Source organism: Rhizobium sp. P1_E6 (assembly GCF_056405875.1).
Map to the genome: position 1 here is coordinate 120,671 of NZ_JBFUBG010000001.1, position 21,284 is coordinate 141,954.

Genomic DNA, 21,284 nt, shown 5'->3' on the forward strand with positions numbered 1-21,284 from the left:
AGGCTCAGGCCGTCACGAAATCCGTCTTCCGGTATCCCTGGATATAGAGCAGCGCCGTCAGGTCGCCGTGGTTGATACGCATGTCGGCTTCGGCGGCGACGGCGGGCTTGGCGTGCAGAGCGACGCCGGAACCGGCCAGATGCAGCATGCCGAGGTCGTTGGCGCCGTCGCCAACGGCGATGGCGTCTTCAGGGGAGATGCCGAGGCGGGCGGCGATGTCGTTGAGGGCGTCGACCTTCGCCTGCTTGCCGAGGATCGGCTCGGCGACGTGACCGGACAGGAAGCCGCCTTCCTCCAGCAGGATATTGGCACGGTTTTCGTCGAAGCCGAGCGTGGCGGCGATGCGGCTCGTGAAGACGGTGAAGCCGCCGGAGACGAGGGCGGTATAATAGCCTTTCGCCTTCATCGTGGCGATCAGTTCGGGGCCGCCTGGTGTCAGCGTGATGCGCTTTTCAATGACTTCGTCGACGACAGAGATCGGCAGACGCTTTAGCAGGGCGACGCGTTCGCGTAATGCGGGCTCGAAGGCGATTTCGCCGTTCATGGCGCGGGCGGTAATCGTCGCGACCTTATCCTTGAGGCCGACTTCGGCGGCGAGTTCGTCTATGCATTCCTGGCCGATCATCGTCGAATCCATATCGGCGATCAGCAGCTTCTTGCGGCGGGTTTCCTGTTGCTGGATGACCAGGTCGATCGGGCTGCCGGCGATGGCGGCGAGCAGGTTGGCCTCGGCTGCCTGCCTGTCGCTGCCGTCTGCGAGTACGATATCGCAGGCAATGCCATCCGCCAGCCAATAGAGCCCGGACGCCTTGACAGCACCGGCGGCGCGCTCGGCGATCTCAGGCGAAAGAACGGGGTTTGACGGATTGGCAACAAGCGTGGCAACGAGGGCCATGATGGAAAACCTTCTGAGCACTGTGAACGCGATCCTGATAACCGGGCCGACCGCCAGCGGCAAGTCCGCGCTTGCCGTTGACCTCGCCAAACGCCATGGCGGCGTGGTGATCAATGCCGACAGCATGCAGGTCTATGACACATTGCGGGTGCTGACGGCGCGCCCTTCGCAGGAGGATATGGAGGGCGTTCCCCACCATCTCTACGGCCATGTGCCGGCAGGTCAGGCCTATTCGACGGGCGCCTGGCTGCGGGACGTGACGGCGCTCTTGCCGCGCATTCGCGCCGAAGAAAAGCTGCCGGTCTTCGTCGGTGGCACGGGGCTCTATTTCAAGGCGCTGACGGGCGGCCTTTCGGAAATGCCTGTCATCCCGGACGAAATACGTCAACGGCTGCGGGCGCGGCTGATCGAGGAGGGGGCGGAGGGTCTGCATGCGGAACTTGTGAAAGCTGATCCTGCAGTTGCTAAAAGCCTGAACGTGCAGGACGGGCAGAGGATCGTGCGGGCGATGGAGGTTTTCGAGGCAACGGGTCAGTCGATCGCCGAATTTCAGGGTCAGGCGGGGCTTCAGATCATCGATCCCGATACGGCACGCAAGATCGTCGTGCTGCCGGATCGTGCCCTGCTGCATCAGCGCATCAACGGGCGCTTCGAGCGGATGCTGGAGCAGGGGGCGGAGGATGAGGTGAAGGCCCTRCTGGCGTTGGATATTCCCGCCGAGATGCCGGTCATGAAGGCAATTGGCGTGTCGCAGATCGCAGCGATGCTGCGCGGCGAGATGAACCGTGGCGAAGTGATCGAGCGTGGTGCGGCCGCCACCCGGCAATATGCCAAGCGGCAGATGACCTGGTTCCGCAATCAGATGGACGAAAGCTGGGAGCGGGTTTCGCCTTAGGACGTCCGTTGGATCTACGCATCCTTCACGCCCGCAAAACGGCTAGAATGATCCTCGAATCATAACTGGCGGAGCTATGGGGGCCTGCATGAACAATTTTCTCGCCAAGACGCTTTCTTCTATCAACGCCTTGATCGCCATCATCATTCTCGCGTTTTCCACGCTTTCGGGCGCGACCGCTGCTGCGGCGCAGGGCGGATCGGGCATGTTCATCGTCGGAGCAATTCTCGGCGCCATCGGCGGCATCGTGGTCGCGGCGCTGATCTGCGGCACCATCGCCTTCCTGGCGCTGATCGAGCGCCATCTCTCCGAAATCGCAGCGGCAACGCGCCAGCCGCGCCCGTAAGCAGCACTCAATCCTTGTTGTAAAGGCTGCTCAGCGGCTTCTTCAGGATGCTTTCGCGCAGCGACATTCCCGGATCGCGACGCGGCGACGAGGCCTGTTCGCCGAAGGCCGGCTTCGGCTGCTCGTCGCGTCGCATTTCCCGGCGCAGCGCTTCCAGGCGCGCGTCGATTGAGCTCTGCGGCGAAAGAGGCGGGGTCTCAGGGTGTGGCGCGCGGTTCTGTGGCAGCAATGCCGGGCGATAGGGTTCGAGCGGCGGCTCTGCTGCTGATTGAGCGGCATAGGGCTGATCGGCGGCCTTGTCAGCGAAATCCTCTTCCGGCTCGTAATCCGCCAGCGCGGAGCTGTAGTTCTGCTGGAAGGTGGAGATATCAGGGCCTGATGTGATCGCCCGCATGCGGGTTACGATGCGACGCAGGTCGACGGTATCGGGATCTTCCTCGGCATGTACGCTGGTGGCGCTATGGGCCTTCGGCAACAGGCTTTCGTCGACGCGCAGGAAGCGCATGCGCATCGGCACGCGGATTGCCTCGCCGAAGGCGATCGCCTCGCCGTTGCCGATCGAGGAGATAAAGCTCGTCGTCGATATGGAGGAATTGGGGATTGCCGAGCGGATGATTTCCTGGTCGCGGTCGTTGGCAAGGCGCATGGCAAAGAGCGTCGAGCACTGCGACAGGATCGTCTGGTCGAGTTCGCCGGGGCGCTGGGTGATGATGCCGAGCGAGACACCGTATTTGCGGCCTTCCTTGGCGATGCGCGCGATGGCCTGCCGCGTCGGGACGAAGCCGAGGTTCGGGTCTGAGGGTATGTAACGGTGCGCCTCTTCGCAGACGACCAGCATGTGAATGGCGCCTTCGCTCCAGAGCGCGATTTCGAAGGCCATGCGGCAAAGCACCGAGGCGACGGAATTGACGACTTCGGAGGGAATGCCGGCGAGCTGGAAGGTGCAGATCGGCCTGTTGTCGCCGGGGATGCGGAAGATCTGCGCAATGGTCTCCGTGATCGTGTCGCTGATCGTATTGTTGGAGAACATGAAGTGATAGCGAGGATCGTTGATCGCGGCGATGATGCGCATCTTCAGCGAGCGCAGGAAGGGCTTTTCGGCGCGGCCTTCCAGCCTGCCGATGCGCTCATCGATCAGAGCCAGGAGATCGGCGATGCGGTAGGGCACCGGCGTATCGGCAGTGATCGAGCTTTTTTCCGTCTGCCGGCGCACCAGCGAGCTGTCACTGCCGCGGAAGGCGCGCTTGGCCTCTGGCAGGATATCGCGAAGCATATCGAGTTCTTCGGGCACCGGCGGGCGGCCGCGGAAGACCACCTCGGCGAATTCTTCGAGCCGCATCAGCCAGAAGGGCAGGTCGAGCGTGTCGGTATCGATGGTGACGGCGTGCTTCGGAAAGGCGGCGGCAAATTCGTTGTGCGGATCGAGGATCAGTACGCGCAGCTTCGGATCGGCCTCGATTGCCTTGTGCAGCAGCAGCGAGACAGCGGTCGATTTGCCGACGCCGGTCGAGCCGACGACGGCAAAGTGCTTCGACAGCATCGAGGGAACGTGGATCGCCGCGTCGATGCTTTCATCCTGCGTCAGGTTGCCGATGACGGCGGTAGCGCCCTTGCCGGCATCATAGATCCGCATCAGGTCGGCGGCGCGGATGCGGTGAGCGATGGCGCCGAGATAGGGATATTGGGAAATGCCGGTCGAGAATTCCTCGCGGCCATCTTCCTCGACGCGCACTTCGCCGAGCAGTTCCGTCTCGATGCGGAAGACATTGTCCTGCCCTTCGCCCCAGCCCTGGCTGCCAGTATTCATGGAGAAGACGAGGGCGACGACACGATTGCGGCCGACGGTGATGGAGATCAGCCGGCCGACCGACCATAATTCGGTAAGATCGGTGCCGCCGGCTTCCGCCACAGCGGCGATGGTGGCGCGCGACCCGCTGCATGCAACGACACGCCCGAGAAATCGATTCCCCGGCGCAAGGCTATCGCGGCGATCCTGTTCGCCTGCTTTGCCTGTCGTCATCATGTCGTTGTTGAGCAAAGGGTTACTCCCTGCATTAACGCACAGGATATAATCCATCCTTTAATAAATCCTTCAGCCCGGGATCTGGACGGGCGAGACGGTCGACTGGCCCCTGTTTTTTTATTGCGGAATGCGTTGACGCTGCGAAATTTTCTGTCTATCAATTCCGCCCATGGCAATTTCGAACGTTCTTATCGTGGTGGGCAAGCGCATGGGCAGGATGGTGTAACCATCCGGCGGTAGCCACCCATGCGCAAGACGAAGGCTCCTCAGGGGCCTTTTTTTATGCCCGGAATTCGGGCCTCCGGCCACGAAACTCAAATCTCCAGCATCAAACGGAACAGACACATGGCGAGCACGGATAATCAGGCGACAGACAACAGGATGACGGGAGCGGAGATCGTTCTCCGCGCACTGAAGGACAATGGCGTCGAGCATCTCTTCGGTTATCCCGGCGGCGCGGTTCTGCCGATCTATGACGAGATCTTCCAGCAGGAGGACATCAAGCATATCCTCGTGCGCCACGAGCAGGGTGCCGGCCATGCGGCCGAAGGTTATGCCCGCTCCACCGGCAAGGTCGGCGTCATGCTGGTCACGTCAGGTCCAGGCGCCACCAATGCCGTCACGCCGCTGCAGGATGCGCTGATGGATTCCATTCCGCTCGTCTGCCTGACGGGGCAGGTTCCGACACCGCTCATCGGCTCGGACGCGTTCCAGGAATGCGACACGGTCGGCATCACGCGCCCCTGCACCAAGCACAACTGGCTGGTCAAGGATGTCAACCAACTCGCCGCCGTCATCCACGAAGCTTTCCGCATTGCCCAGTCCGGCCGTCCGGGTCCCGTCGTCGTCGACATTCCGAAGGACGTGCAGTTTGCCACCGGCACCTATACACCGCCGGCCGATCATGCGATCCAGAAGAGCTACCAGCCGAAGATCCAGGGCGATATCAACCAGATCCAGGCGGCAATCGAGCTGATGGCGAATGCACGCAAGCCGGTCTTCTATACGGGCGGCGGCGTCATCAATTCCGGCCCGGAAGCTTCCCGCATGCTGCGCGAGCTGGTCGAGCTCACCGATTTCCCGATCACCTCGACGCTGATGGGGCTCGGCGCCTATCCGGCCTCCGGCAAGAACTGGCTGAAGATGCTCGGCATGCACGGCTCCTACGAAGCCAACATGGCAATGCATGATTGCGACGTCATGGTCTGCATCGGCGCGCGTTTTGACGACCGCATCACCGGCCGCCTGAACGCCTTCTCACCGAATTCGAAGAAGATCCATATCGATATCGATCCGTCCTCGATCAACAAGAATGTCCGTGTCGATGTCGGCATCCGCGGCGATGTCGGCCATATCCTGGAAGACATGATCCGCCTGTGGCGGGCACTGCCGAAGAAGCCGGAGAAGAGCCGTCTCGACGCATGGTGGGGCGATATCGCCCGCTGGCGCGCCCGCAATTCCTTTGCCTATACGATGAGCAAGGACGTGATCATGCCGCAATATGCGCTGGAACGTCTCTTCGCCCTGACCAAGGATCGCGACACCTACATCACGACCGAAGTCGGCCAGCACCAGATGTGGGCAGCCCAGTTCTTCGGCTTCGAGCAGCCGAACCGCTGGATGACCTCGGGTGGCCTGGGCACGATGGGTTACGGCCTGCCGGCAGCGCTCGGTGTGCAGATCGCCCATCCGGAAAGCCTGGTCATCGATATTGCCGGCGATGCCTCGATCCAGATGTGCATCCAGGAAATGTCGGCGGCGATCCAGCACGATGCGCCGATCAAGATCTTCATCATGAACAACCAGTACATGGGTATGGTGCGCCAGTGGCAACAACTGCTGCACGGCAATCGTCTCTCCAATTCCTATACGGAAGCGATGCCCGACTTTGTGAAGCTCGCAGAAGCCTATGGCGCCGTCGGCTTGCGTTGCGAGAAGCCTGATGACCTCGATGCGACCATCCAGGAGATGATCGACGTCAAGAAGCCTGTTATCTTCGATTGCCGCGTTGCCAATCTCGCCAATTGCTTCCCGATGATCCCCTCGGGCAAGGCACATAATGAAATGCTGCTGCCGGACGAAGCCACGGACGAAGCGGTCGCCAACGCGATCGACGCCAAGGGCCGTCAGCTCGTCTAAGAAGAAGTCAGAGGAACCTCAGGATCATGAACGCACACCTTCAACCCACCGGCTCTGCCTACTTCATCTCTCCGGAAACGGCAGCCATCGAGAGCCACACGCTCTCGGTGCTGGTCGATAACGAGCCAGGCGTGCTTGCGCGCGTCATCGGCCTGTTCTCCGGCCGCGGCTACAATATCGAAAGCCTCACGGTTTCGGAAACGGAACATCAGGCGCATCTGTCGCGCATCACCGTCGTCACCCGCGGCACGCCGCAGGTGCTGGAACAGATCAAGGCGCAGCTCGAGCGCATCGTGCCCGTCCACCGCGTGGTGGACCTGACGGTTCGCGCCCGCGAACTCGGCCAGGAGCGGCCGATCGAGCGTGAAGTGGCGCTGCTCAAGGTGGTCGGCAGCGGCGAGACCCGCGCCGAGACGCTGCGCCTTGCCGATGCCTTCCATGCCAAGGTGGTGGATGCGACGGTGGATCACTTCATCCTGGAGATCACCGGCAAATCCTCGAAGATCGACCAGTTCGTAGCGATCATGAAGCCGCTCGGCCTCATCGAGGTCTGCCGCACCGGCATTGCTGCGATGAACCGCGGCGGGCAGGGCATGTAAAGAGACAGCCCGGGCATGTAAGGGTTACAGCCCGAGCAGATAATCGTCTGCTTTAGAAAAGCCATTCACGCCGCTGGAGGTCAGAGCATCTCCAGCGGCGTTTTCTTTGCCGGGGGCGGGAAGGCGGCGTCGAGGGCTTCCCAGTCCTCGTCGGTGATGTCGAGGGAGACGCAATCACGGTTTTCGCGGCCGCGCTCGATAGTGGAGGTCTTCGGAATGACGAAGACGCCGTCGCGTTCGAGCAGAAAGGCCAGCGCCAGCTGCGCCGGGGTCGCCTGATTGGCCTTGGCGATGCGGATCAGCTCCGGATGATGCAGGATGCGGCCCTGTTCGATGGGCGAATAGGCCATGATCGGAATGTTGCGGCTCTGGCACCAGGGCAGGAGATCATATTCGATACCGCGCCGGGCGAGATTGTAGAGCACCTGATTGGCGGCGACATTCCGCCCGCCGGGAACGGAGAGCAGCTCCTCCATGTCGTCGGTATCGAAGTTGGAAACACCCCAGGCGCGGATTTTCCCGGCCGCTTTCAGCGTCTCGAAGGCTTCGACGGTTTCGGTGAGCGGATAGTTGCCGCGCCAATGCAGCAGGTAAAGGTCGATGCGGTCGGTGCCGAGGCGTTCGAGGCTGCTTTCGCAGGCATCGATCGTGCCCGTGCGGCTGGCATTCCAGGGATACACCTTGCTGACGATGAAGGTTTCGTCGCGGCGCCCCTTGATCGCCTGTCCGACGATTTCTTCTGCGCCGCCGTCTCCGTACATTTCAGCGGTATCGATCATCGCCATGCCGAGGTCGAGGCCGGCCTTGAGGCTGTCGATCTCTTCCTTCGCATGGCCGGCATCCTCGCCCATGCCCCATGTGCCCTGGCCGAGCGAGGGGACTTCGGTGCCATCGGCAAAAGTGATGGTGGGGATCGGGTCGTTCATGGCAGCCTGTCCTTTGAGTGCTCAGTAGACTATCAGGTAATCCTGTCACCATGACAATCATGTTATGGTGTCAAGGGTTTAGGGCAGTTATGCTGACCTAATTGCAATAAGCCGCATGGGCTTGAACATGTGCGGCACTGGGAGGGTTTCATGCCGCTGGATACGTTTCTGGCACTCCTGCTCTTTGCTTTCACGACCTCGATCACGCCGGGGCCGAACAATATGATGCTGTTTGCCTCGGGTGTGAATTTCGGTTTCCGCCGGACCATCCCGCATATGTTCGGCATCGGGGCTGGTTTCCTGTCGCTGCTGCTTGGCGTTGGCCTGGGGCTCGGGGCGCTGCTGCATACGGTGCCGGCGATCTATACCGCGCTGAAATTTGCCGGCGGCGCCTATCTCGTCTGGATCGCCTGGAAGATCGCGACCTCGCGGTCGCTGAGCGAAGGCAAGAGCGGCGTGAAGCCGATGTCCTTCCTCGGCGCTGCGGCCTTTCAGTGGGTCAACCCGAAAGCCTGGGTGATGGCGGTGACGGCCATGGCGACATACACCAATCCAGAGCTTTATATGATCAGCGTGCTGCTTGTCGGCCTCGCCTTTGCGGCGGTCAACGTGCCCTCCGTCTCCACCTGGGCAGGCTTCGGCTCGGCGCTCAGGGAATGGCTTTCCGATCCAGTGCGGCTGAAATGGTTCAATATCACGATGGCGGTGCTGCTCGTGCTCAGCCTCTGGCCGATGCTAAAATAGCGTCGGTTTCGCCAACATCAGCCAGAGAATGCCGAGCACCGCGAAGAAGGCCGGAAAGCCGAAGGCGAACCAGATGCGGTAAAGGCTGAAATAGGCTGGCGGCAGTGCAGCGGCTGATGCTGCTGCGGCGCGCGCGAGATTGCGCAGCCGGATCTGGATCCAGACGACCGGCAGCCAGAAGATGCCGGTCACGACATAGAGAACCAGCGACAGCGCGATCCAGCTTTCCGTCAGCTCCCAGCCGATGATGCGGGCGAGAAGATAGCCTGTCACCGGCTGGAGAATGGCAGCTGTGGCGGTAAAGATCGTATCGGCGATGACGACGGTGCCGGCGACATGGGCGATCAGCACGGGATTGCGGGTGCGGTGCGCCATGACCATGAAGAAGGCGATGCCGGCGCCGGTGCCGAAGAGCACGGTCGCGCCGACCACATGGGCAAGCAGCAGCAGTTCGGCAAGCATCAACGTTCATCCAGGATGGCGAGTGCCGCAAACGTCAGGAGCAGCGAAGGCAGTACCTTGACGAGCGGGCCGAGCGGATCGCGCCAGAGAGCCGGTTCCAGGGCCGTAGCGCCCAAGAGGTAGGCAAGCGAGACGGCGAGCATGCCGAGAAGGGCGCGGCGGGCGAAGGGACGGACGAGCACGGTAGCACCGAGCGCCATATCGATCAGGCAGGTGAGGACCGTCAGCGCGATGGCTGCACCTGCCGGCATGAAGGGCAGGAAATGGGCGCTTGCCTGCTGCGGCGCCAGAAGCGGGATGAGGCCCGACAGCAGCCAGAAGAGCGACAGGCCTGATATGACGGGTGCTTTCAGGAGATAGAGGCGGGCAAACCAGAGGTCCTGAACGCCGGAGGGATTGGCAGCAAGTGTCTCGGCGGCCGAGAGTGCCGGAAGGCCTGACGGCGTCGGGCGATCCATGCTGACACCTTCGGACATGACGGTCATGGCGGTGGAGCGCAAAGGCGAGCGCCAGCCGAGATGGCCGGCGATATCGGCAAGCCACGTCACCGGTCGCGCGAGAACAGGCGGGATGGAAAGGACCGGTGCGTCCGGGAGGCCGAGCCAGGCGCGGTGCAGTTTTACGAGGCTCGCGAGCGTGTGCCGCTCCTCTGCCGCCAGGTCGATATCGCTGCGGGAGGGAAGCGTGCCTGAGATTGCGGCCGAAACGGCGGCGGCGACATCTTCGCTCGCGACGGTTTCGACCGGGCGGTCGGCGTGGATGAGCGGCAGGACGAGGGGGAACGCCGCGAGGGAGCGCAGGAGCGCCGTGCCGCCATGGGCATTGCGGCCGAGGACGAGGGAAGGGCGCAGGATCACGTAAGGCAAGCCGGATGACGCCAGGGCCGTATCGGCTGCGCGCTTGGTCGCGAGGAAGGGCAGGTTGCTGCCGGCGCCATCAGTGCGCGCAGAAATCTGGACGACGAGTGTCGAGGTCGGCTTTGCCGCAGCATAGAGGGCGAGCATGGCCTGCGTCTGTGTCGCCGAGAGATCGTCGCTAAGGCCATCCTGCAATGCGCCGGCGCAATTGACGACGGCATGCTGTCCTTCGAGGATATCGCGCCAATCGTCAGGACGCGTCATGTCGGAAAGGTCGGCGCGGCGCCACCGGATCAGCGGCTGCTTGAGTGCGGCGCGGGCGGCATTGCGTCCGAGACCGGTGACGACATGACCCTCCGCGGAGAGACGTGCCGCGACGACCGAGCCGATAAAACCTGTAGCGCCGAGAATCAGGATGTTCATGCTGCGAACCTAGCGCAAAAAGTTTAAGGTCTCGGAAGGGCTTGGCTCAGCCTCAGCAAGTGCTAAAACGGACGGCACAATCCGGGAGGGCTTCGATTTGCACGATCACGACGACGATCATCAGCACGATCACGATCATGGGCACGATCATGGCCACCACCACGATCATGACAACCATTATTCGGATATGCAGGCGCGCGTGAAAGCGCTGGAAACGCTGCTGACAGAGAAAGGGCTGATCGACCCTGCGGCGATCGATGCGATTGTCGAGACCTATGAGACGAAGGTCGGCCCGCGCAATGGCGCGCGTGTCGTTGCGAAAGCCTGGAGCGATCCGGATTTTGCTGAATGGCTTAAGCGGGATGCAACGGCGGCGATTGCGAGTCTCGGCTATACGGGCCGGCAGGGCGAGCATATGCGCGCCGTGTTCAATACATCAGACACCCATAATCTCGTAGTCTGCACGCTTTGCTCCTGCTATCCGTGGTCGGTGCTCGGCCTGCCGCCAGTCTGGTACAAGGCGCCGGCCTATCGTTCACGCGCTGTCATCGATCCGCGTGGTGTGCTTGCCGAATTCGGGCTGACGCTGCCCGAAGGCAAGAAGGTCCGCGTCTGGGATTCGACGGCGGAACTGCGCTATCTCGTCATTCMCGAGCGGCCGGAGAGCACCGAAGGCATGGACGAAGAGGCACTTGCCGATCTCGTCAGCCGTGATGCGATGATCGGCACGGCGGCTGCCGGCACAAGGGTGCTGACGTGAACGGCCCGCACGATCTCGGCGGGCAGATGGGCTTCGGGCCTGTCGCGCCAGAAAAGAACGAACCCTATTTCCACGCTGAATGGGAAAAGCGGGCGCTCGGGATCACGCTCTCCTGCGGCGCGTTTGGCGCCTGGACGATCGATGAGAGCCGGCACGCGCGGGAAAACATTCCGCCGGCTGATTATCTCGCGGCGAGCTATTACGAGGTCTGGATCCGTGGCATCGACACGCTCCTGGAGCGGCATGGTTTTGCGACGCGTGAGGAGCTGTTGTCAGGCCATAAGCTGCAGGACGGCACTGTGCCGAAGCGCGTGCTGAAAGCCGATATGGTATCGGGTGCGCTCGCCAAGGGCGGCCCTTGCGACCGGCCGGTCGACAGCGCGCCGCTCTTCGTCGTCGGCGAAAAGGTGAAGACGAAGAATTTCAATCCAGCGACCCATACGCGGCTGCCGCGTTACGCACGCGCCAAGACCGGCATCATCGAGGCGGTGCAGGGTTCCTTCGTGTTTCCCGATGACAATGCGCATGGCAAAGGCGAGAATCCGCAATGGCTCTATACTGTCGTCTTCGACGGGGCTGAAATCTGGGGCGAGGGTGCGGACCCGTCGCTGACCGTCTCCATCGATGCTTGGGAGAGCTATCTTGAGCGTGTGTGAGGCGCCCTCTCAACTGGCGCAATCGCCCGGCCTGCCCAAGTCGCCGGAGGGTGATCCCGTCTTCCCGGAGCCCTGGGCGGCGGAAGCTTTCGCCATGACTGTGCATCTGCATGCGAAGGGGCTGTTTGCCTGGAGCGAGTGGGCGCAAACGCTGTCGAGGGAATTGCACAAGCCTGGCCGCGCCGAAGATGGCAGCGATTATTTCGACTGCTGGGTGGCAGCCCTTTGCGAGCTGTTGGTCAGCCGAGGCGTGGCCGAGGCTTCCGTCATTCTCGACCTGCAGAAGAGCTGGCAGCGGGCGGCGGAAGCGACACCGCACGGCAAGCCGATCGAGCTCGCCAACGATCCGCTGCGCTGAGATCACGCACTGTCCTGAGGCTGTCGATGACACCTGTCGACGGGCACACGCTGAAGTTTTATATTTATGCAACGATTCATTGCGATGATGCGATCGAAAACCCATCTGATTCACACTCAGGCATGACGCCCGGTCAAACATGCGCATGGTTCCCATGACGGTCGAACAAATGCGGTCGAGGACCATGCATGACTTCGATTTCATCGACCAATGAAGCGGCTTTGCTGATCCTTCAGCAGACAGTTTCCCCTGTTAATTCCAGCGAAGCCAAAAAATCGGACGGCGACAATCTCGTTGCGATTGCCCATGGTCAGCCAACCAGACAGACATCGGGGATGACCCCGCAGCCGACCGCGGCACAATCCAAGATTTCGGAATCCTTGTTCAGCGTGAACGACCGAAGCGTTACCCAGATGAAGCTCGATCTGATCGACCGCGCGGGCGAGGCGCTGGGCGTGAAAAAGAGCGATTATGCGTCGATGGACGAGTTTGTCGCCGCGACGAAAAAGGCTTTTTCAGATCTCAAGAGCAAGCCGGACGGGCAGCAGGCCATTGCGAAGATCGAGCGTGATCTCGGTCTGGACAAGCTCGGTATCTCACTGGACGACCTGATCAAAAGTGCTGGTGATCCCGATAAAAACGACAAGGTCACGCAGGCATTGAAGAAGCAACTCGGCGAGGACGCTGAGGGTGGATCCGTCCTTCGCCAGGACGAAATCGGCCGCTACCAGATCGTCGCCGCCTGATCGAATGGCTTGCGCTGCAGTTCCCGCTTCACGACGGGAACTGCCGATAACATTCCTCGGCCACCTTGCGCAGCATGTCGCGGGAGATTTCGCCTGTTACCGCATAGCCGAGTTCGCCATCGATCCAGTAAAAGGTCTCGACATCCTTGGTGGAGGCGAAGCGGAAGCTCGTCGTCCTGTTTTCCTTGTTGCGGCCGACGATAACGGTCAGGCGTTCGCCGCCTTGATCCTCGTACATGAACATGGCGCCCGGCCTGTTATCGACCGGCAGCAGGCGGCCGCCGACGAGGTGGAAGCCGAGAGATTTGAGGTCCGGCACCTTGAGATCGGGGATTGCCAGGCGCTTGCCGAGCCAGGTGGCCAGATGCGCTTCCTCATTGGCGAAGACCTCGACCGGGTGGCGTACTTCGTTTGCATAGACGAGGAAGGCGGTTTCGGCCTGCTTCGGCAGGGTTTCGGATTCGGCAAGCTGCAGCGGCGGGCGTTCGAAGAGCGGGGGGATGAAGCGATCGCTGACCGCGCCGAGTGCGAAGAGCATGATAGCGGCAGCGGCGAGCGCGCTGCGGGCCTTCCAGGGGGATGCCGGCTCTGCTGGCGTCAGCAGCTGGAGATCGTTGTCGCGGCTCTTCTCGTAGCCTGCGAAAAGCGATTTGATGCCGGCATTCTGCGTCTGCCAGGCGGCCACCTTCGCGGCCTCTTCGGGATTGTCGGCGAGATAGGCTTCCACGCGGGCGCGGGCGGTCTCCGGCAATTGCCCGTCGGCAAAGGCATGCAGGTCCGCTTCGGTGACGGTGGGGTTGGTCTCGTTCATTTCGGTCTCCGAAGCGTAATCACATTATCGGCTTTCATATGTTCGCTCATGCGCTGGCGGGCGCGCGACAGGCGCGACATGACGGTTCCGATCGGGATATCCAGCATGGCGGCCACTTCGCTGTAGCTGTAGCCCTCGATGACGACGAGCATCAGCACGGCACGGTATTCTTCCGACAGGCTGTCGAGGGCCTGTTCCAGCCGCAGGCGCTCCAGCGGGTCTGCCTGGGCGTTGGGACTTGCCATCTCTTCAGCGGCATCGAGTTCGACCAGCCGGTCGCGGGGGCTTGCGCGGCGGGTGTTGCGGTAGAGGTTGGTCATGGTCGTCAGCACCCAGCCGCGCAGGTTGATGCCGCGCCACTGGCCGCGCCGGGCCAGAACCTTTTCCACGCAATCCTGGAGCAGATCCTCGCCCTCGGCATCCGAGCGGGTGAGGCTGCGGGAATAGCGGCGGAGCGAGGGAAGGAGGGCCAGGATCTGGCCCTCGAACGTATCGGGTGGGGGCGTCTTCACGCTGGCCTCATCAGGGCTTTGCGAGATCCCAGGAACCGCCGACGCCGTCGCCGGTGATGTCGCCGGACTTGGTGTCCTTCACCCAGTAATAGAGCGGCATGCCGTCCTTGGCCCACTGCTTCTTTCCATCCTTGCGTTCGACGAGCGAGTATGCACCACTGGCCTTGGCGTCGCTAGCGGCGAGGAAGGGCGGCCAGTTGGTGGCGCACTTGTCGTAGCAATTCGTGACGCCTTTTTCGTCCTTCTTGTAGGTGTAGAGCGTCATGCCTTTTTCGCCGGCAAGAACCTTGCCCTTGGCCGTATCGACTTCGGTGACGGCAGGGGCGGCGAAGGCTGCAGTCGCGGTGGCAGCGACGAGCACCAGCGCGGACAGGAATTTCACGGACTTCATGGTCTCTCTCCTCGGTTAGGCACGCATTTTTGCGATACCGGACATGAGACACGGCAGGCGTCCGTTTTATTCCCGTTTCTTTTTCAAACGTCAGTTCGGATTGAAAGCCACATGGCAGTCCCGTCCGGCAGCCTTGGCGCTATAGAGGGCACCATCGACGTTGCGTAGCAGTTCGCGGCGGCAGGCCCCACCTTGCGGGGCGAGTGCGGTGCCGATGCTCAGGCGGGCGCGGACAATATTTCCCTCGATGGTGAAGGGGCTGCGGAAAGCCGAGAGCAGGCGTTCGGAGACGGAGACCAGCGCTTCTGTGTTTGGCGGGTTCGGCACGAAGATCGCAAATTCGTCGCCGCCCATGCGCACGACGATGTCGCCTGATCGAATAACCGACCGGATGCGATTTGCCGCCTCGCGCAGCACCTCGTCGCCGATATGGTGGCCGAGCGTATCGTTGATCGACTTGAAGCCGTCCATGTCGAGATAGAGAGCGCCGAAGGTCTGGCCGGAGGCAAGGGCTGATTCCAGCGCACGGTCGACGACTGCGTCGAGCGCCGAACGGTTGAGGAAGCCGGTCAGCGGATCGGTCATGGCCGCAGTGCGCAAGCTGCTTTCGGCAAGGCCCATGATGAAATTGGCCTTCTGCAGCCGCAGGAGAGCGCTCGCGACACTGGCGAAACGGCGAAGATTGGCCGTCTCTTTTTCGGTGAAGAGGCGCGGCTTCTGATCGAGGATGCAGAAGGCGCCGATGACCAGTTCGTTTTCCAGTTCCAACGGTGCGCCGGCATAAAAACGGAAATGGGGCGGGCCTGTCACATAGGGCGCGGCATTGAGCTCCGCATCCTGTTCCAGATCGGGAACGATGACCATGTCGTTGGCGAAGACGACGCGGGTGCAGAAGGAAAGGTCGCGCGGGCATTCCGAAAGCTGCATGCCCGCTTCGCCGGCGATGCGCAGCCAATCCTCGTCGACGATGTTGACGGCAGCATAGGGCATTGCGAATGCATTCCTGGCGAGCTCGGCAAGTGCTGCAAGCTCCGGCGTCGGGCTGCTGCCGATGGCGCTCAGCGAGCGCACGGCAAGCAGTCTCTGCGGTTCGTTGACTGGAATTCGGACAGTTTGTCCCATTCGAATCTCCGGCTCTTTGTCACAGACAGGAGCTAAAGTGGCGTTCTTGGAAATCTCCGCAAGGGCTAAAATTCACCAGCGTTAACCGGCAGTTGCTGCAGGTGGCGTCGCGGCGGAGCCGTGCTGATGACGCTTGCGAGGCTAGGCAGGGCAAGGGAAAGGTTCTAATGTCGGCCCGCCTGCGTGACTGGCGAGACAGATGGATAACCATCGGGAAGCGCAGGTTGCCGATGCCGCTCGCCTGGGCACAAACATAACCCCGATACCCGTGTGCCATGCCCATGCAGATACAGAACCCCCGCCTTATCGAAGCCCTTTCGCAACTTGATCAGCTCACCAACTGGGAACAGCGCCCGCGCGGCGAAATGCGGGTCGGGCTGGAGCCGATCCTCGATCTCTCGGCCCGTCTCGGCAATCCGCACCGCGCCTTCCGCTCGATCCATGTGGCAGGCACCAAGGGCAAGAGCTCGACCTCGGCGCTGCTCGAAGCGGGTCTGCGCCATGCCGGCATTTCCGTCGGGCGTTATGCCTCGCCACATGTGGAGCATATCTCCGAGCGCGTCAGCGTCAACGGCCAGGCAGTCGATGAGGGCGTGCTGGCCGAGGCGCTCTTCCTGGGGCTCGATGCACTCAAGGCTGCAAGGTCGGAGGGCACGGCGGCGGAGGCGGCGACCTGGTTCGACATTTTGACGGCGGCGGGTTTCCTGATCTTCCGGGATGCGGGCGTGAAATGGGCCGTGGTCGAAACGGGTCTCGGCGGACGGCTGGATTCGACCAATATCGTCGAAAGCGACGTTTCCATCGTCACCAATATCGGCCTCGAACATACGGAGATCCTTGGCAAGACGCGAGCGGCCATCGCCTTTGAAAAGGCCGGCATCATCAAGCCGAGGTCGACCGTCGTGACACCGCTCGAAGCTGATGACGAGGCGGGTGTCGTTATTGCGAAGCGTGCTGCAGAGATCGAAGCGCGGCTCATCCGGCCGGATTTTTCCGCGTTGAAGACGATTGCCGAGCGCAATGTCGCGGTCGCGGCTGCGGCGCTCGATGTGCTTGGCGAACTCGGCGTCGCGGCTGGGGATGGCCGGAAGGCCGGCGGATGGTTGATCGACAAGGCGGCAGAGCAGGAATCGCAATTGCCCGGGCGGCTGGAGCGATTCGTTGTTCCCGTGGCGGGAAGGCCCGTTTCCATCGCGCTCGACGGGGCGCATGTGCCCTTCAATCTCGAAGCTGTTCTCGACGATCTATCCGGCATGGAGGGATTTGCCGGGCAGGGCATCGCGGTCGTCGCAATCGCGGCAGACAAGGATGCGCCGGGGCTTCTCGACGTGATGCGCCGTTAYGGCGTCTCGCCGATTTTCACCTCGGTTTCGGACCGCTTCCGTCCGCCTGCCGAAATGCAGCAGCTTGCCGCGAAGATCGGCCTTGCCAGCGAGGTGATCGAGGATCCGCAGGCTGCTTACGAAAAGGCGCTCGAACGGGCAGCCGCCTCCGGCGCCTGGGTGATCCTGACGGGGTCGCTCTATCTCGTCGGGCTGTTGCGCGAGCGGGTGCTGGGGGAAGCGAAAAAGGCCTGACGGGCGTATCTCATCGGGTATGCGCCAGACCACCTGCCGACGCGGTTCTGCGAGCGATGAGCTTGCCGATGATCACTTTCGAAAGGATCAGGAAGGGTGCTGCGCCGAGGAAGAACAGGGTGAGAGAGAAAAAGGCGGAGTTGAAGGCGATGACGCTCGCCTGCATCATGACCTGTTTTCCGAGCAAGGCGCCGGAGGCCTTTGCGGCGGCTCCAAGCTCTATTCCATGGGTTGCGAAATAGCGGCTCATCATCGCCAGCCGCTGAATCACTTCAGGACGACCGGGTATGATATGGGCGGCAAGGACAGCCCGGTTCTGGGCTGTTTCATTCTCGATGAAGGTTTGAAGAAAGGCTATTCCGATGAGACCGCCGATCTGGCGCCCGGCATTGAACAGGCCCACGCCATAAACAAGATGCGCCTTGCTGAGGCCGAGCATTGTGACGAGGGTTATCGACAGGAAGAGAAAACCGAGGGCCGCGCCGCGAAGCAGGATTGCCGGGAGCATATCGGGAATCCCGCTGCCGCCTGACGATCCCGATAACATCCACATGGCGCACATCAAGCCCATCACGCCGAACGGAACCGTTGCGACCGGTGTCATGCCGAGGCGCTGGATAAGGGCTGCGGTGAGGAACAGCGTCGTCACGAACATGGCAGTGCTCGGCAAGAGCAAGGCACCGGCTGCGGTGGGGGTCATCTTCAGGATCGATATGGAAAAAGACGGGATGAGGTAACTGCTGCCGAGCAGCGCGAAACCCGCCACGAAACTCGCAAGGAAGCCGAAGGAGAAACCGCCATTGCCGAAGACGCCGAGATCGAGAAGTTTGTCTTCACGTTTACCGCGCAGGCAATGAATGATGAGCAGAAGAAAGGCGGCCGCGGCGGCGAGCGTCAGCATGATGATGTCGTCGTTTCGCAACCAGTCCCAACGGTTTCCACGGTTGAGCAGGTAGGTGATCGAGAAGGCCGCTATCGCAAACATCGCGGTTCCGAACCAGTCGAAGCGGGAGCGGCGTGCTTCGGCCGTTTGCCCGGCATCGGTCCATGCAAGAAGCAGCACGGCCGCGAGGCCGACGGGAACGACGGCGGTGAAGATCCACCTCCATGACAGGGTGTCGAGAAGCCAGCCGTGCATGAATGGCGCAAGCGTTGCGGGAGCGACCACAGCGCCGATTGCAAACAGCGTCTGGATAAGCGGCTGCTCCCTGCGGGCGAAAACCTGGAAGAGAAGCGTCTGGGCGCTCACAAGAATGACCCCGCCTGAGAAACCCTGAATGAGCCTCAATGCCAGGAGGATGTTCAATTCGCTGGAGACGGCGGCAAGTGCGCATGCAACGGTCATGCTGGCGGTTGCCACTGTCAGCGCATTCTGCAACGTGAACCGGCCGGCGATCCAGGGAGTCAGCGCGAAGGCCACAAGCTTTGCTGCGACGTAACCGACTTCAAGCCTGACAAACTCGTCGGAAGACGCATAGGTGTCTCCCATGATGTCCAGTCTTGCCATCGACAGGACAGTTCCGGCGACCGCTTCGGTCAGCGCTGCGAACATTGCTCCGACCAGAAGACATGCGCCAGACAATGACGAGCGCCTGTCGGTCTCAACTGGAAAATGGGCCATCACGGTTCTCCTGGTATTGCAGGCATAGTCGGTCTGCCATTCGACGATCATCGCGCGAGGCGTCATTCGTGATAATCGGGGATTTTGCGGAAGGACTATAAAGCGTGGCTTGTAAATCGGTGGAGTGAAGGCACAGAGTTGCCGATGCTCAAAGGTGCGCAAGCTGCGCCGCCGGGGAATTTCCGCCTTGCCTATCGGAGGCGAATCCTGCCAAGTCGCCTCCATGCAATTCGCTCCTCAACAGGATGAAGCCCTGAAGGCCGTTTCCAACTGGCTGAAGGAGGGCAGGTCTCCACTCTTCCGTCTGTTTGGCTATGCCGGAACAGGCAAGACGACGCTTGCCAAGCATTTCGCCGAGCATGTCGATGGCGATGTGTTGTTTGCGGCTTTCACCGGCAAGGCGGCGCAGGTGCTGCGCTCGCGCGGGGCATCGAATGCCAAGACCATCCATTCGCTGATCTACCGGCCGCGCGGCGAGGAAGAGGTTGCCGACGAGGAAACCGGCAAGACCTCGATCGCGCCGATGTTTTCTATCAACCGTCAGAGCCCGGTCGCCAAGGCAGCACTTATCATCGTCGATGAATGCTCGATGGTGGACGAAGCGCTCGGCAGGGATCTGATGAGTTTCGGCACGCCGATCCTCGTGCTCGGCGATCCCGGCCAGCTGCCGCCGGTCACCGGCGGCGGCTACTTCACCAATCAGGAACCGGACTATCTGCTCACCGATATCCATCGGCAGGCGCGCGACAACCCGATCATCAAGCTCGCCATGCAGGTGCGTGAAGGCAATGAGATCATGTATGGCGACTATGGCAAGGCGCGGGTGATCTCGAAGAACGAGGTGACACAGCCCCTGGTTATGGATGCCGATCAGGTGCTTGTCGGCACCAACAAGACGCGGCGGCGCTATAACCAGCGCCTGCGGGAACTCAAGGGTTTTACGACCGAACATCCGCAGACCGGCGACAAGCTGGTCTGCCTGCGCAACGACCCGGCCAAGGGGCTGCTTAACGGCTCGCTCTGGCAGGTCATGACCTCATCCAAGGAAACGACCAAGCCCGGCATCAACCTGCTGGTGCGTCCGGAAGATGACGACATGGATCGGGGGGCTGCGAAGATCAAGCTCCTGAAGGAGGCCTTCGAGAATGTGGAAGGCGAGATCCCCTGGAATACGCGCAAGCGCTATGACGAGTTCGATTACGGCTATGCGCTGACGGTGCACAAGGCACAGGGTTCGCAGTGGAATAATGTCGTGCTGTTCGACGAAAGCTGGGCCTTCCGCGATACGCGCGAGCGCTGGCTCTATACGGCGATTACGCGCGCGGCGGAGACGCTGACGATTGTCCGCTAAGATTGGCGTCCGCTGAAAACTGGCGTATCTGCTCGTACAGGGTTGCGGTGGCGGCCGCTGCCCAGTGATCAGGCCTGCACGACGCCAAGGAGAACCGCCTTGGCGATCGCCTGAAAGCGATTGTTGGCGTGAAATTTCATGATGATGTCGGCTTCCAATGCGCGCGTTTCCTCATGCCTGAGGTCAAGGGCGCGGGCAATGCGCTGCGTCGAATATCCCTCAGCCATCAGCTCCAGGCACTGGCGCTCCTGATCGGTCAGGCTTGCCGGATCCCTGTTGTCGTTGATCGGCGGCAGGTCGAGGCTGCTGTCGTAATCGAGAAGATCGCTCACCTGCTGTAGCTGCCGGTGCAAAGTCGACATCTCGGCCGTCAGCTCGCGCTTGCGCTGGGAGAGGGCCTCGCGGAAAATCGATTCGGCCTCTTCCTGTGAGGCTGCGCTGCGCAGTACGTCCATCAATTCCTGGATGACGGCGATCGGCATGCCGGTTTCGCGGCAGACGGTGATGACCGCCATGCGCATGACGTCATCCTGATCGTAAACGCGCATCAGGCCGATGCGGTTTGCGGAAATCAGACCTTTTTCTTCGTAGAAATGCAGTGTCCTGTGCGTGACGCCGAAAGCGTTCGCCATATCGGCGATGGCAACAGGGCCTTGTGGAATATCCGGCGGCAATGCGGCCGAAGGCAGAAACCGGTATTTGGACCGGGCCTCCGAAGCAATACCGGCGGCGGCAAACAAACGTCTGGAACCGTCAGGCATGAACCCTCCTGGGGCAGATAGTTGCACCTCATGCGGCTTTGCCAGTTGCTTCCGGAGCGCGGCGAGCGGGGTTTCCTCTAGCGTTCTTATCGTTGGAAGAAGCAGTACTCGGCGTACTTACTCGTTACGCAGCGCCCACATTATGCGCGGACGGTTTCTTTTGTAAGTGCTAAAACTAACCGCTTTTAAATGGGATAGCAATGTCGAGAGCGTCATTTCGTCACTACTACCATATGGCATGTTGCGGCTGACAAATGATCTTCGAAAAGAACGGAAATTATTGTTTGCGGTACGCGCATGACCGCAGGC

The 21,284-nt window shown here is 61.5% G+C and carries 22 protein-coding genes and 1 riboswitch; of the genes, 11 read left to right on the forward strand and 11 right to left on the reverse strand.

Features of this window, described 5'->3' with window-relative positions; all coding sequences use genetic code 11:
- Positions 1 to 4 precede the first annotated feature (4 nt).
- Positions 5 to 895 carry a phosphoserine phosphatase SerB gene (gene serB / locus AC1D35_RS00565; RefSeq protein ID WP_113311956.1) on the reverse strand — a complete coding sequence of 297 codons (891 nt, stop codon included), beginning with the start codon at positions 893 to 895 and terminating at the stop codon, positions 5 to 7.
- Here serB and miaA point away from each other — a divergent pair.
- Together miaA and AC1D35_RS00575 are read left to right on the forward strand one after the other, a co-directional pair.
- On the forward strand, positions 894 to 1,790 hold the full coding sequence (gene miaA, locus AC1D35_RS00570) for a tRNA (adenosine(37)-N6)-dimethylallyltransferase MiaA (protein WP_113311957.1): 897 nt from the start codon (positions 894 to 896) through the stop codon (positions 1,788 to 1,790). The genes serB and miaA overlap by 2 nt on opposite strands.
- An 88-nt stretch (positions 1,791 to 1,878) precedes the next feature.
- The gene (locus AC1D35_RS00575) at positions 1,879 to 2,136 is read left to right on the forward strand and encodes a hypothetical protein (RefSeq protein WP_113311972.1); all 258 of its coding nucleotides are present in this window, start codon (positions 1,879 to 1,881) and stop codon (positions 2,134 to 2,136) included.
- Positions 2,137 to 2,143: 7 nt separating this feature from the next.
- Here the strand turns inward: AC1D35_RS00575 and AC1D35_RS00580 are convergent, their stop codons facing one another.
- A complete protein-coding gene (locus AC1D35_RS00580; protein WP_113311958.1) occupies positions 2,144 to 4,174 on the reverse strand; it encodes a helicase HerA domain-containing protein in 2,031 nt (676 codons plus the stop codon).
- A 330-nt stretch (positions 4,175 to 4,504) separates the two neighbouring features.
- Between AC1D35_RS00580 and AC1D35_RS00585 the strand changes: the two genes are divergently transcribed.
- Positions 4,505 to 6,298 carry an acetolactate synthase 3 large subunit gene (locus AC1D35_RS00585; protein ID WP_113311959.1) on the forward strand — a complete coding sequence of 598 codons (1,794 nt, stop codon included), beginning with the start codon at positions 4,505 to 4,507 and terminating at the stop codon, positions 6,296 to 6,298.
- Between the two features lie 26 nt (positions 6,299 to 6,324).
- Entirely contained in the window at positions 6,325 to 6,897 is a 573-nt protein-coding gene (ilvN, locus tag AC1D35_RS00590; RefSeq protein ID WP_113311960.1) for an acetolactate synthase small subunit, read from the forward strand.
- Positions 6,898 to 6,977: 80 nt separating this feature from the next.
- On the opposite strand, the gene AC1D35_RS00595 is transcribed toward ilvN, so the two are convergent.
- Entirely contained in the window at positions 6,978 to 7,823 is an 846-nt protein-coding gene (locus tag AC1D35_RS00595) for an aldo/keto reductase (RefSeq protein ID WP_113311961.1), read from the reverse strand.
- Positions 7,824 to 7,973: 150 nt separating this feature from the next.
- Between AC1D35_RS00595 and AC1D35_RS00600 the strand changes: the two genes are divergently transcribed.
- Positions 7,974 to 8,567 (forward strand): LysE family translocator, encoded by a 594-nt coding sequence (locus tag AC1D35_RS00600; RefSeq protein ID WP_113296673.1) that lies wholly within the window; start codon positions 7,974 to 7,976, stop codon positions 8,565 to 8,567.
- Here AC1D35_RS00600 and AC1D35_RS00605 read toward each other — a convergent pair.
- Positions 8,559 to 9,029, reverse strand: coding sequence for a DUF2269 domain-containing protein (locus AC1D35_RS00605; protein WP_113311962.1), 471 nt, complete (start codon positions 9,027 to 9,029; stop codon positions 8,559 to 8,561). The genes AC1D35_RS00600 and AC1D35_RS00605 overlap by 9 nt on opposite strands.
- Entirely contained in the window at positions 9,029 to 10,309 is a 1,281-nt protein-coding gene (locus AC1D35_RS00610; protein ID WP_113311963.1) for an SDR family oxidoreductase, read from the reverse strand. The genes AC1D35_RS00605 and AC1D35_RS00610 overlap by 1 nt, the downstream gene beginning before the upstream one ends.
- A 97-nt stretch (positions 10,310 to 10,406) precedes the next feature.
- Between AC1D35_RS00610 and nthA the strand changes: the two genes are divergently transcribed.
- From nthA to AC1D35_RS00630, 4 genes are all read left to right on the forward strand, one after another.
- The gene (gene nthA / locus AC1D35_RS00615) at positions 10,407 to 11,069 is read left to right on the forward strand and encodes a nitrile hydratase subunit alpha (RefSeq protein WP_477938161.1); all 663 of its coding nucleotides are present in this window, start codon (positions 10,407 to 10,409) and stop codon (positions 11,067 to 11,069) included.
- Entirely contained in the window at positions 11,066 to 11,725 is a 660-nt protein-coding gene (gene nthB, locus AC1D35_RS00620; protein ID WP_113311965.1) for a nitrile hydratase subunit beta, read from the forward strand. Before nthA ends, nthB begins: the two co-directional genes overlap by 4 nt.
- Positions 11,712 to 12,083, forward strand: a complete 372-nt coding sequence (locus AC1D35_RS00625) for a nitrile hydratase accessory protein (RefSeq protein WP_113296678.1) — start codon at positions 11,712 to 11,714, stop codon at positions 12,081 to 12,083. Before nthB ends, AC1D35_RS00625 begins: the two co-directional genes overlap by 14 nt.
- Positions 12,084 to 12,304: 221 nt before the next feature.
- The gene (locus AC1D35_RS00630; protein WP_162748643.1) at positions 12,305 to 12,829 is read left to right on the forward strand and encodes a hypothetical protein; all 525 of its coding nucleotides are present in this window, start codon (positions 12,305 to 12,307) and stop codon (positions 12,827 to 12,829) included.
- A gap of 28 nt (positions 12,830 to 12,857) precedes the next feature.
- On the opposite strand, the gene AC1D35_RS00635 is transcribed toward AC1D35_RS00630, so the two are convergent.
- The 4 genes from AC1D35_RS00635 to AC1D35_RS00650 all read right to left on the reverse strand — a co-directional run bounded on the left by AC1D35_RS00635 (position 12,858) and on the right by AC1D35_RS00650 (position 15,665).
- Complete coding sequence (locus AC1D35_RS00635) at positions 12,858 to 13,640, reverse strand: anti-sigma factor family protein (RefSeq protein WP_113311967.1); 783 nt, start codon at positions 13,638 to 13,640, stop codon at positions 12,858 to 12,860.
- On the reverse strand, positions 13,637 to 14,152 hold the full coding sequence (locus AC1D35_RS00640; protein WP_113296681.1) for an RNA polymerase sigma factor: 516 nt from the start codon (positions 14,150 to 14,152) through the stop codon (positions 13,637 to 13,639). Before AC1D35_RS00640 ends, AC1D35_RS00635 begins: the two co-directional genes overlap by 4 nt.
- Before the next feature lie 10 nt (positions 14,153 to 14,162).
- Positions 14,163 to 14,543: a COG4315 family predicted lipoprotein gene (locus tag AC1D35_RS00645; RefSeq protein WP_113311968.1), complete on the reverse strand. Its 381-nt coding sequence runs from the start codon at positions 14,541 to 14,543 to the stop codon at positions 14,163 to 14,165.
- Positions 14,544 to 14,633: 90 nt separating this feature from the next.
- A complete protein-coding gene (locus tag AC1D35_RS00650; protein ID WP_113311969.1) occupies positions 14,634 to 15,665 on the reverse strand; it encodes a sensor domain-containing diguanylate cyclase in 1,032 nt (343 codons plus the stop codon).
- A 173-nt stretch (positions 15,666 to 15,838) separates the two neighbouring features.
- Positions 15,839 to 15,919: riboswitch (ZMP/ZTP riboswitch) on the forward strand.
- A gap of 21 nt (positions 15,920 to 15,940) precedes the next feature.
- Here AC1D35_RS00650 and AC1D35_RS00655 point away from each other — a divergent pair.
- Positions 15,941 to 17,242, forward strand: a complete 1,302-nt coding sequence (locus AC1D35_RS00655) for a bifunctional folylpolyglutamate synthase/dihydrofolate synthase (protein WP_477938162.1) — start codon at positions 15,941 to 15,943, stop codon at positions 17,240 to 17,242.
- Between the two features lie 10 nt (positions 17,243 to 17,252).
- Here the strand turns inward: AC1D35_RS00655 and AC1D35_RS00660 are convergent, their stop codons facing one another.
- Positions 17,253 to 18,929, reverse strand: coding sequence for a DHA2 family efflux MFS transporter permease subunit (locus tag AC1D35_RS00660; RefSeq protein WP_477938163.1), 1,677 nt, complete (start codon positions 18,927 to 18,929; stop codon positions 17,253 to 17,255).
- Between the two features lie 157 nt (positions 18,930 to 19,086).
- On the opposite strand from AC1D35_RS00660, the gene AC1D35_RS00665 reads away from it, so the two are divergent.
- Positions 19,087 to 20,214, forward strand: coding sequence for an ATP-dependent DNA helicase (locus tag AC1D35_RS00665; RefSeq protein WP_113296740.1), 1,128 nt, complete (start codon positions 19,087 to 19,089; stop codon positions 20,212 to 20,214).
- Positions 20,215 to 20,282: 68 nt separating this feature from the next.
- Here AC1D35_RS00665 and AC1D35_RS00670 read toward each other — a convergent pair whose 3' ends face one another.
- A complete protein-coding gene (locus AC1D35_RS00670; RefSeq protein ID WP_113296684.1) occupies positions 20,283 to 20,975 on the reverse strand; it encodes a MerR family transcriptional regulator in 693 nt (230 codons plus the stop codon).
- Positions 20,976 to 21,284 lie beyond the last annotated feature (309 nt).

What these genes read in the sequence shown, in the direction of transcription:
- ilvN (WP_113311960.1), top strand. Translation starts at nt 6,325, where the DNA reads ATGAACGCACACCTTCAACCCACCGGCTCTGCCTACTTCATCTCTCCG.
- serB (WP_113311956.1), bottom strand. Translation starts at nt 895, where the DNA reads ATGGCCCTCGTTGCCACGCTTGTTGCCAATCCGTCAAACCCCGTTCTT.
- AC1D35_RS00595 (WP_113311961.1), bottom strand. Translation starts at nt 7,823, where the DNA reads ATGAACGACCCGATCCCCACCATCACTTTTGCCGATGGCACCGAAGTC.
- AC1D35_RS00660 (WP_477938163.1), bottom strand. Translation starts at nt 18,929, where the DNA reads ATGACGCCTCGCGCGATGATCGTCGAATGGCAGACCGACTATGCCTGC.
- AC1D35_RS00645 (WP_113311968.1), bottom strand. Translation starts at nt 14,543, where the DNA reads ATGAAGTCCGTGAAATTCCTGTCCGCGCTGGTGCTCGTCGCTGCCACC.
- AC1D35_RS00600 (WP_113296673.1), top strand. Translation starts at nt 7,974, where the DNA reads ATGCCGCTGGATACGTTTCTGGCACTCCTGCTCTTTGCTTTCACGACC.
- AC1D35_RS00585 (WP_113311959.1), top strand. Translation starts at nt 4,505, where the DNA reads ATGGCGAGCACGGATAATCAGGCGACAGACAACAGGATGACGGGAGCG.
- AC1D35_RS00635 (WP_113311967.1), bottom strand. Translation starts at nt 13,640, where the DNA reads ATGAACGAGACCAACCCCACCGTCACCGAAGCGGACCTGCATGCCTTT.
- AC1D35_RS00610 (WP_113311963.1), bottom strand. Translation starts at nt 10,309, where the DNA reads ATGAACATCCTGATTCTCGGCGCTACAGGTTTTATCGGCTCGGTCGTC.
- AC1D35_RS00665 (WP_113296740.1), top strand. Translation starts at nt 19,087, where the DNA reads ATGCAATTCGCTCCTCAACAGGATGAAGCCCTGAAGGCCGTTTCCAAC.
- AC1D35_RS00575 (WP_113311972.1), top strand. Translation starts at nt 1,879, where the DNA reads ATGAACAATTTTCTCGCCAAGACGCTTTCTTCTATCAACGCCTTGATC.
- AC1D35_RS00605 (WP_113311962.1), bottom strand. Translation starts at nt 9,029, where the DNA reads ATGCTTGCCGAACTGCTGCTGCTTGCCCATGTGGTCGGCGCGACCGTG.
- AC1D35_RS00670 (WP_113296684.1), bottom strand. Translation starts at nt 20,975, where the DNA reads ATGCCTGACGGTTCCAGACGTTTGTTTGCCGCCGCCGGTATTGCTTCG.
- AC1D35_RS00650 (WP_113311969.1), bottom strand. Translation starts at nt 15,665, where the DNA reads ATGGGACAAACTGTCCGAATTCCAGTCAACGAACCGCAGAGACTGCTT.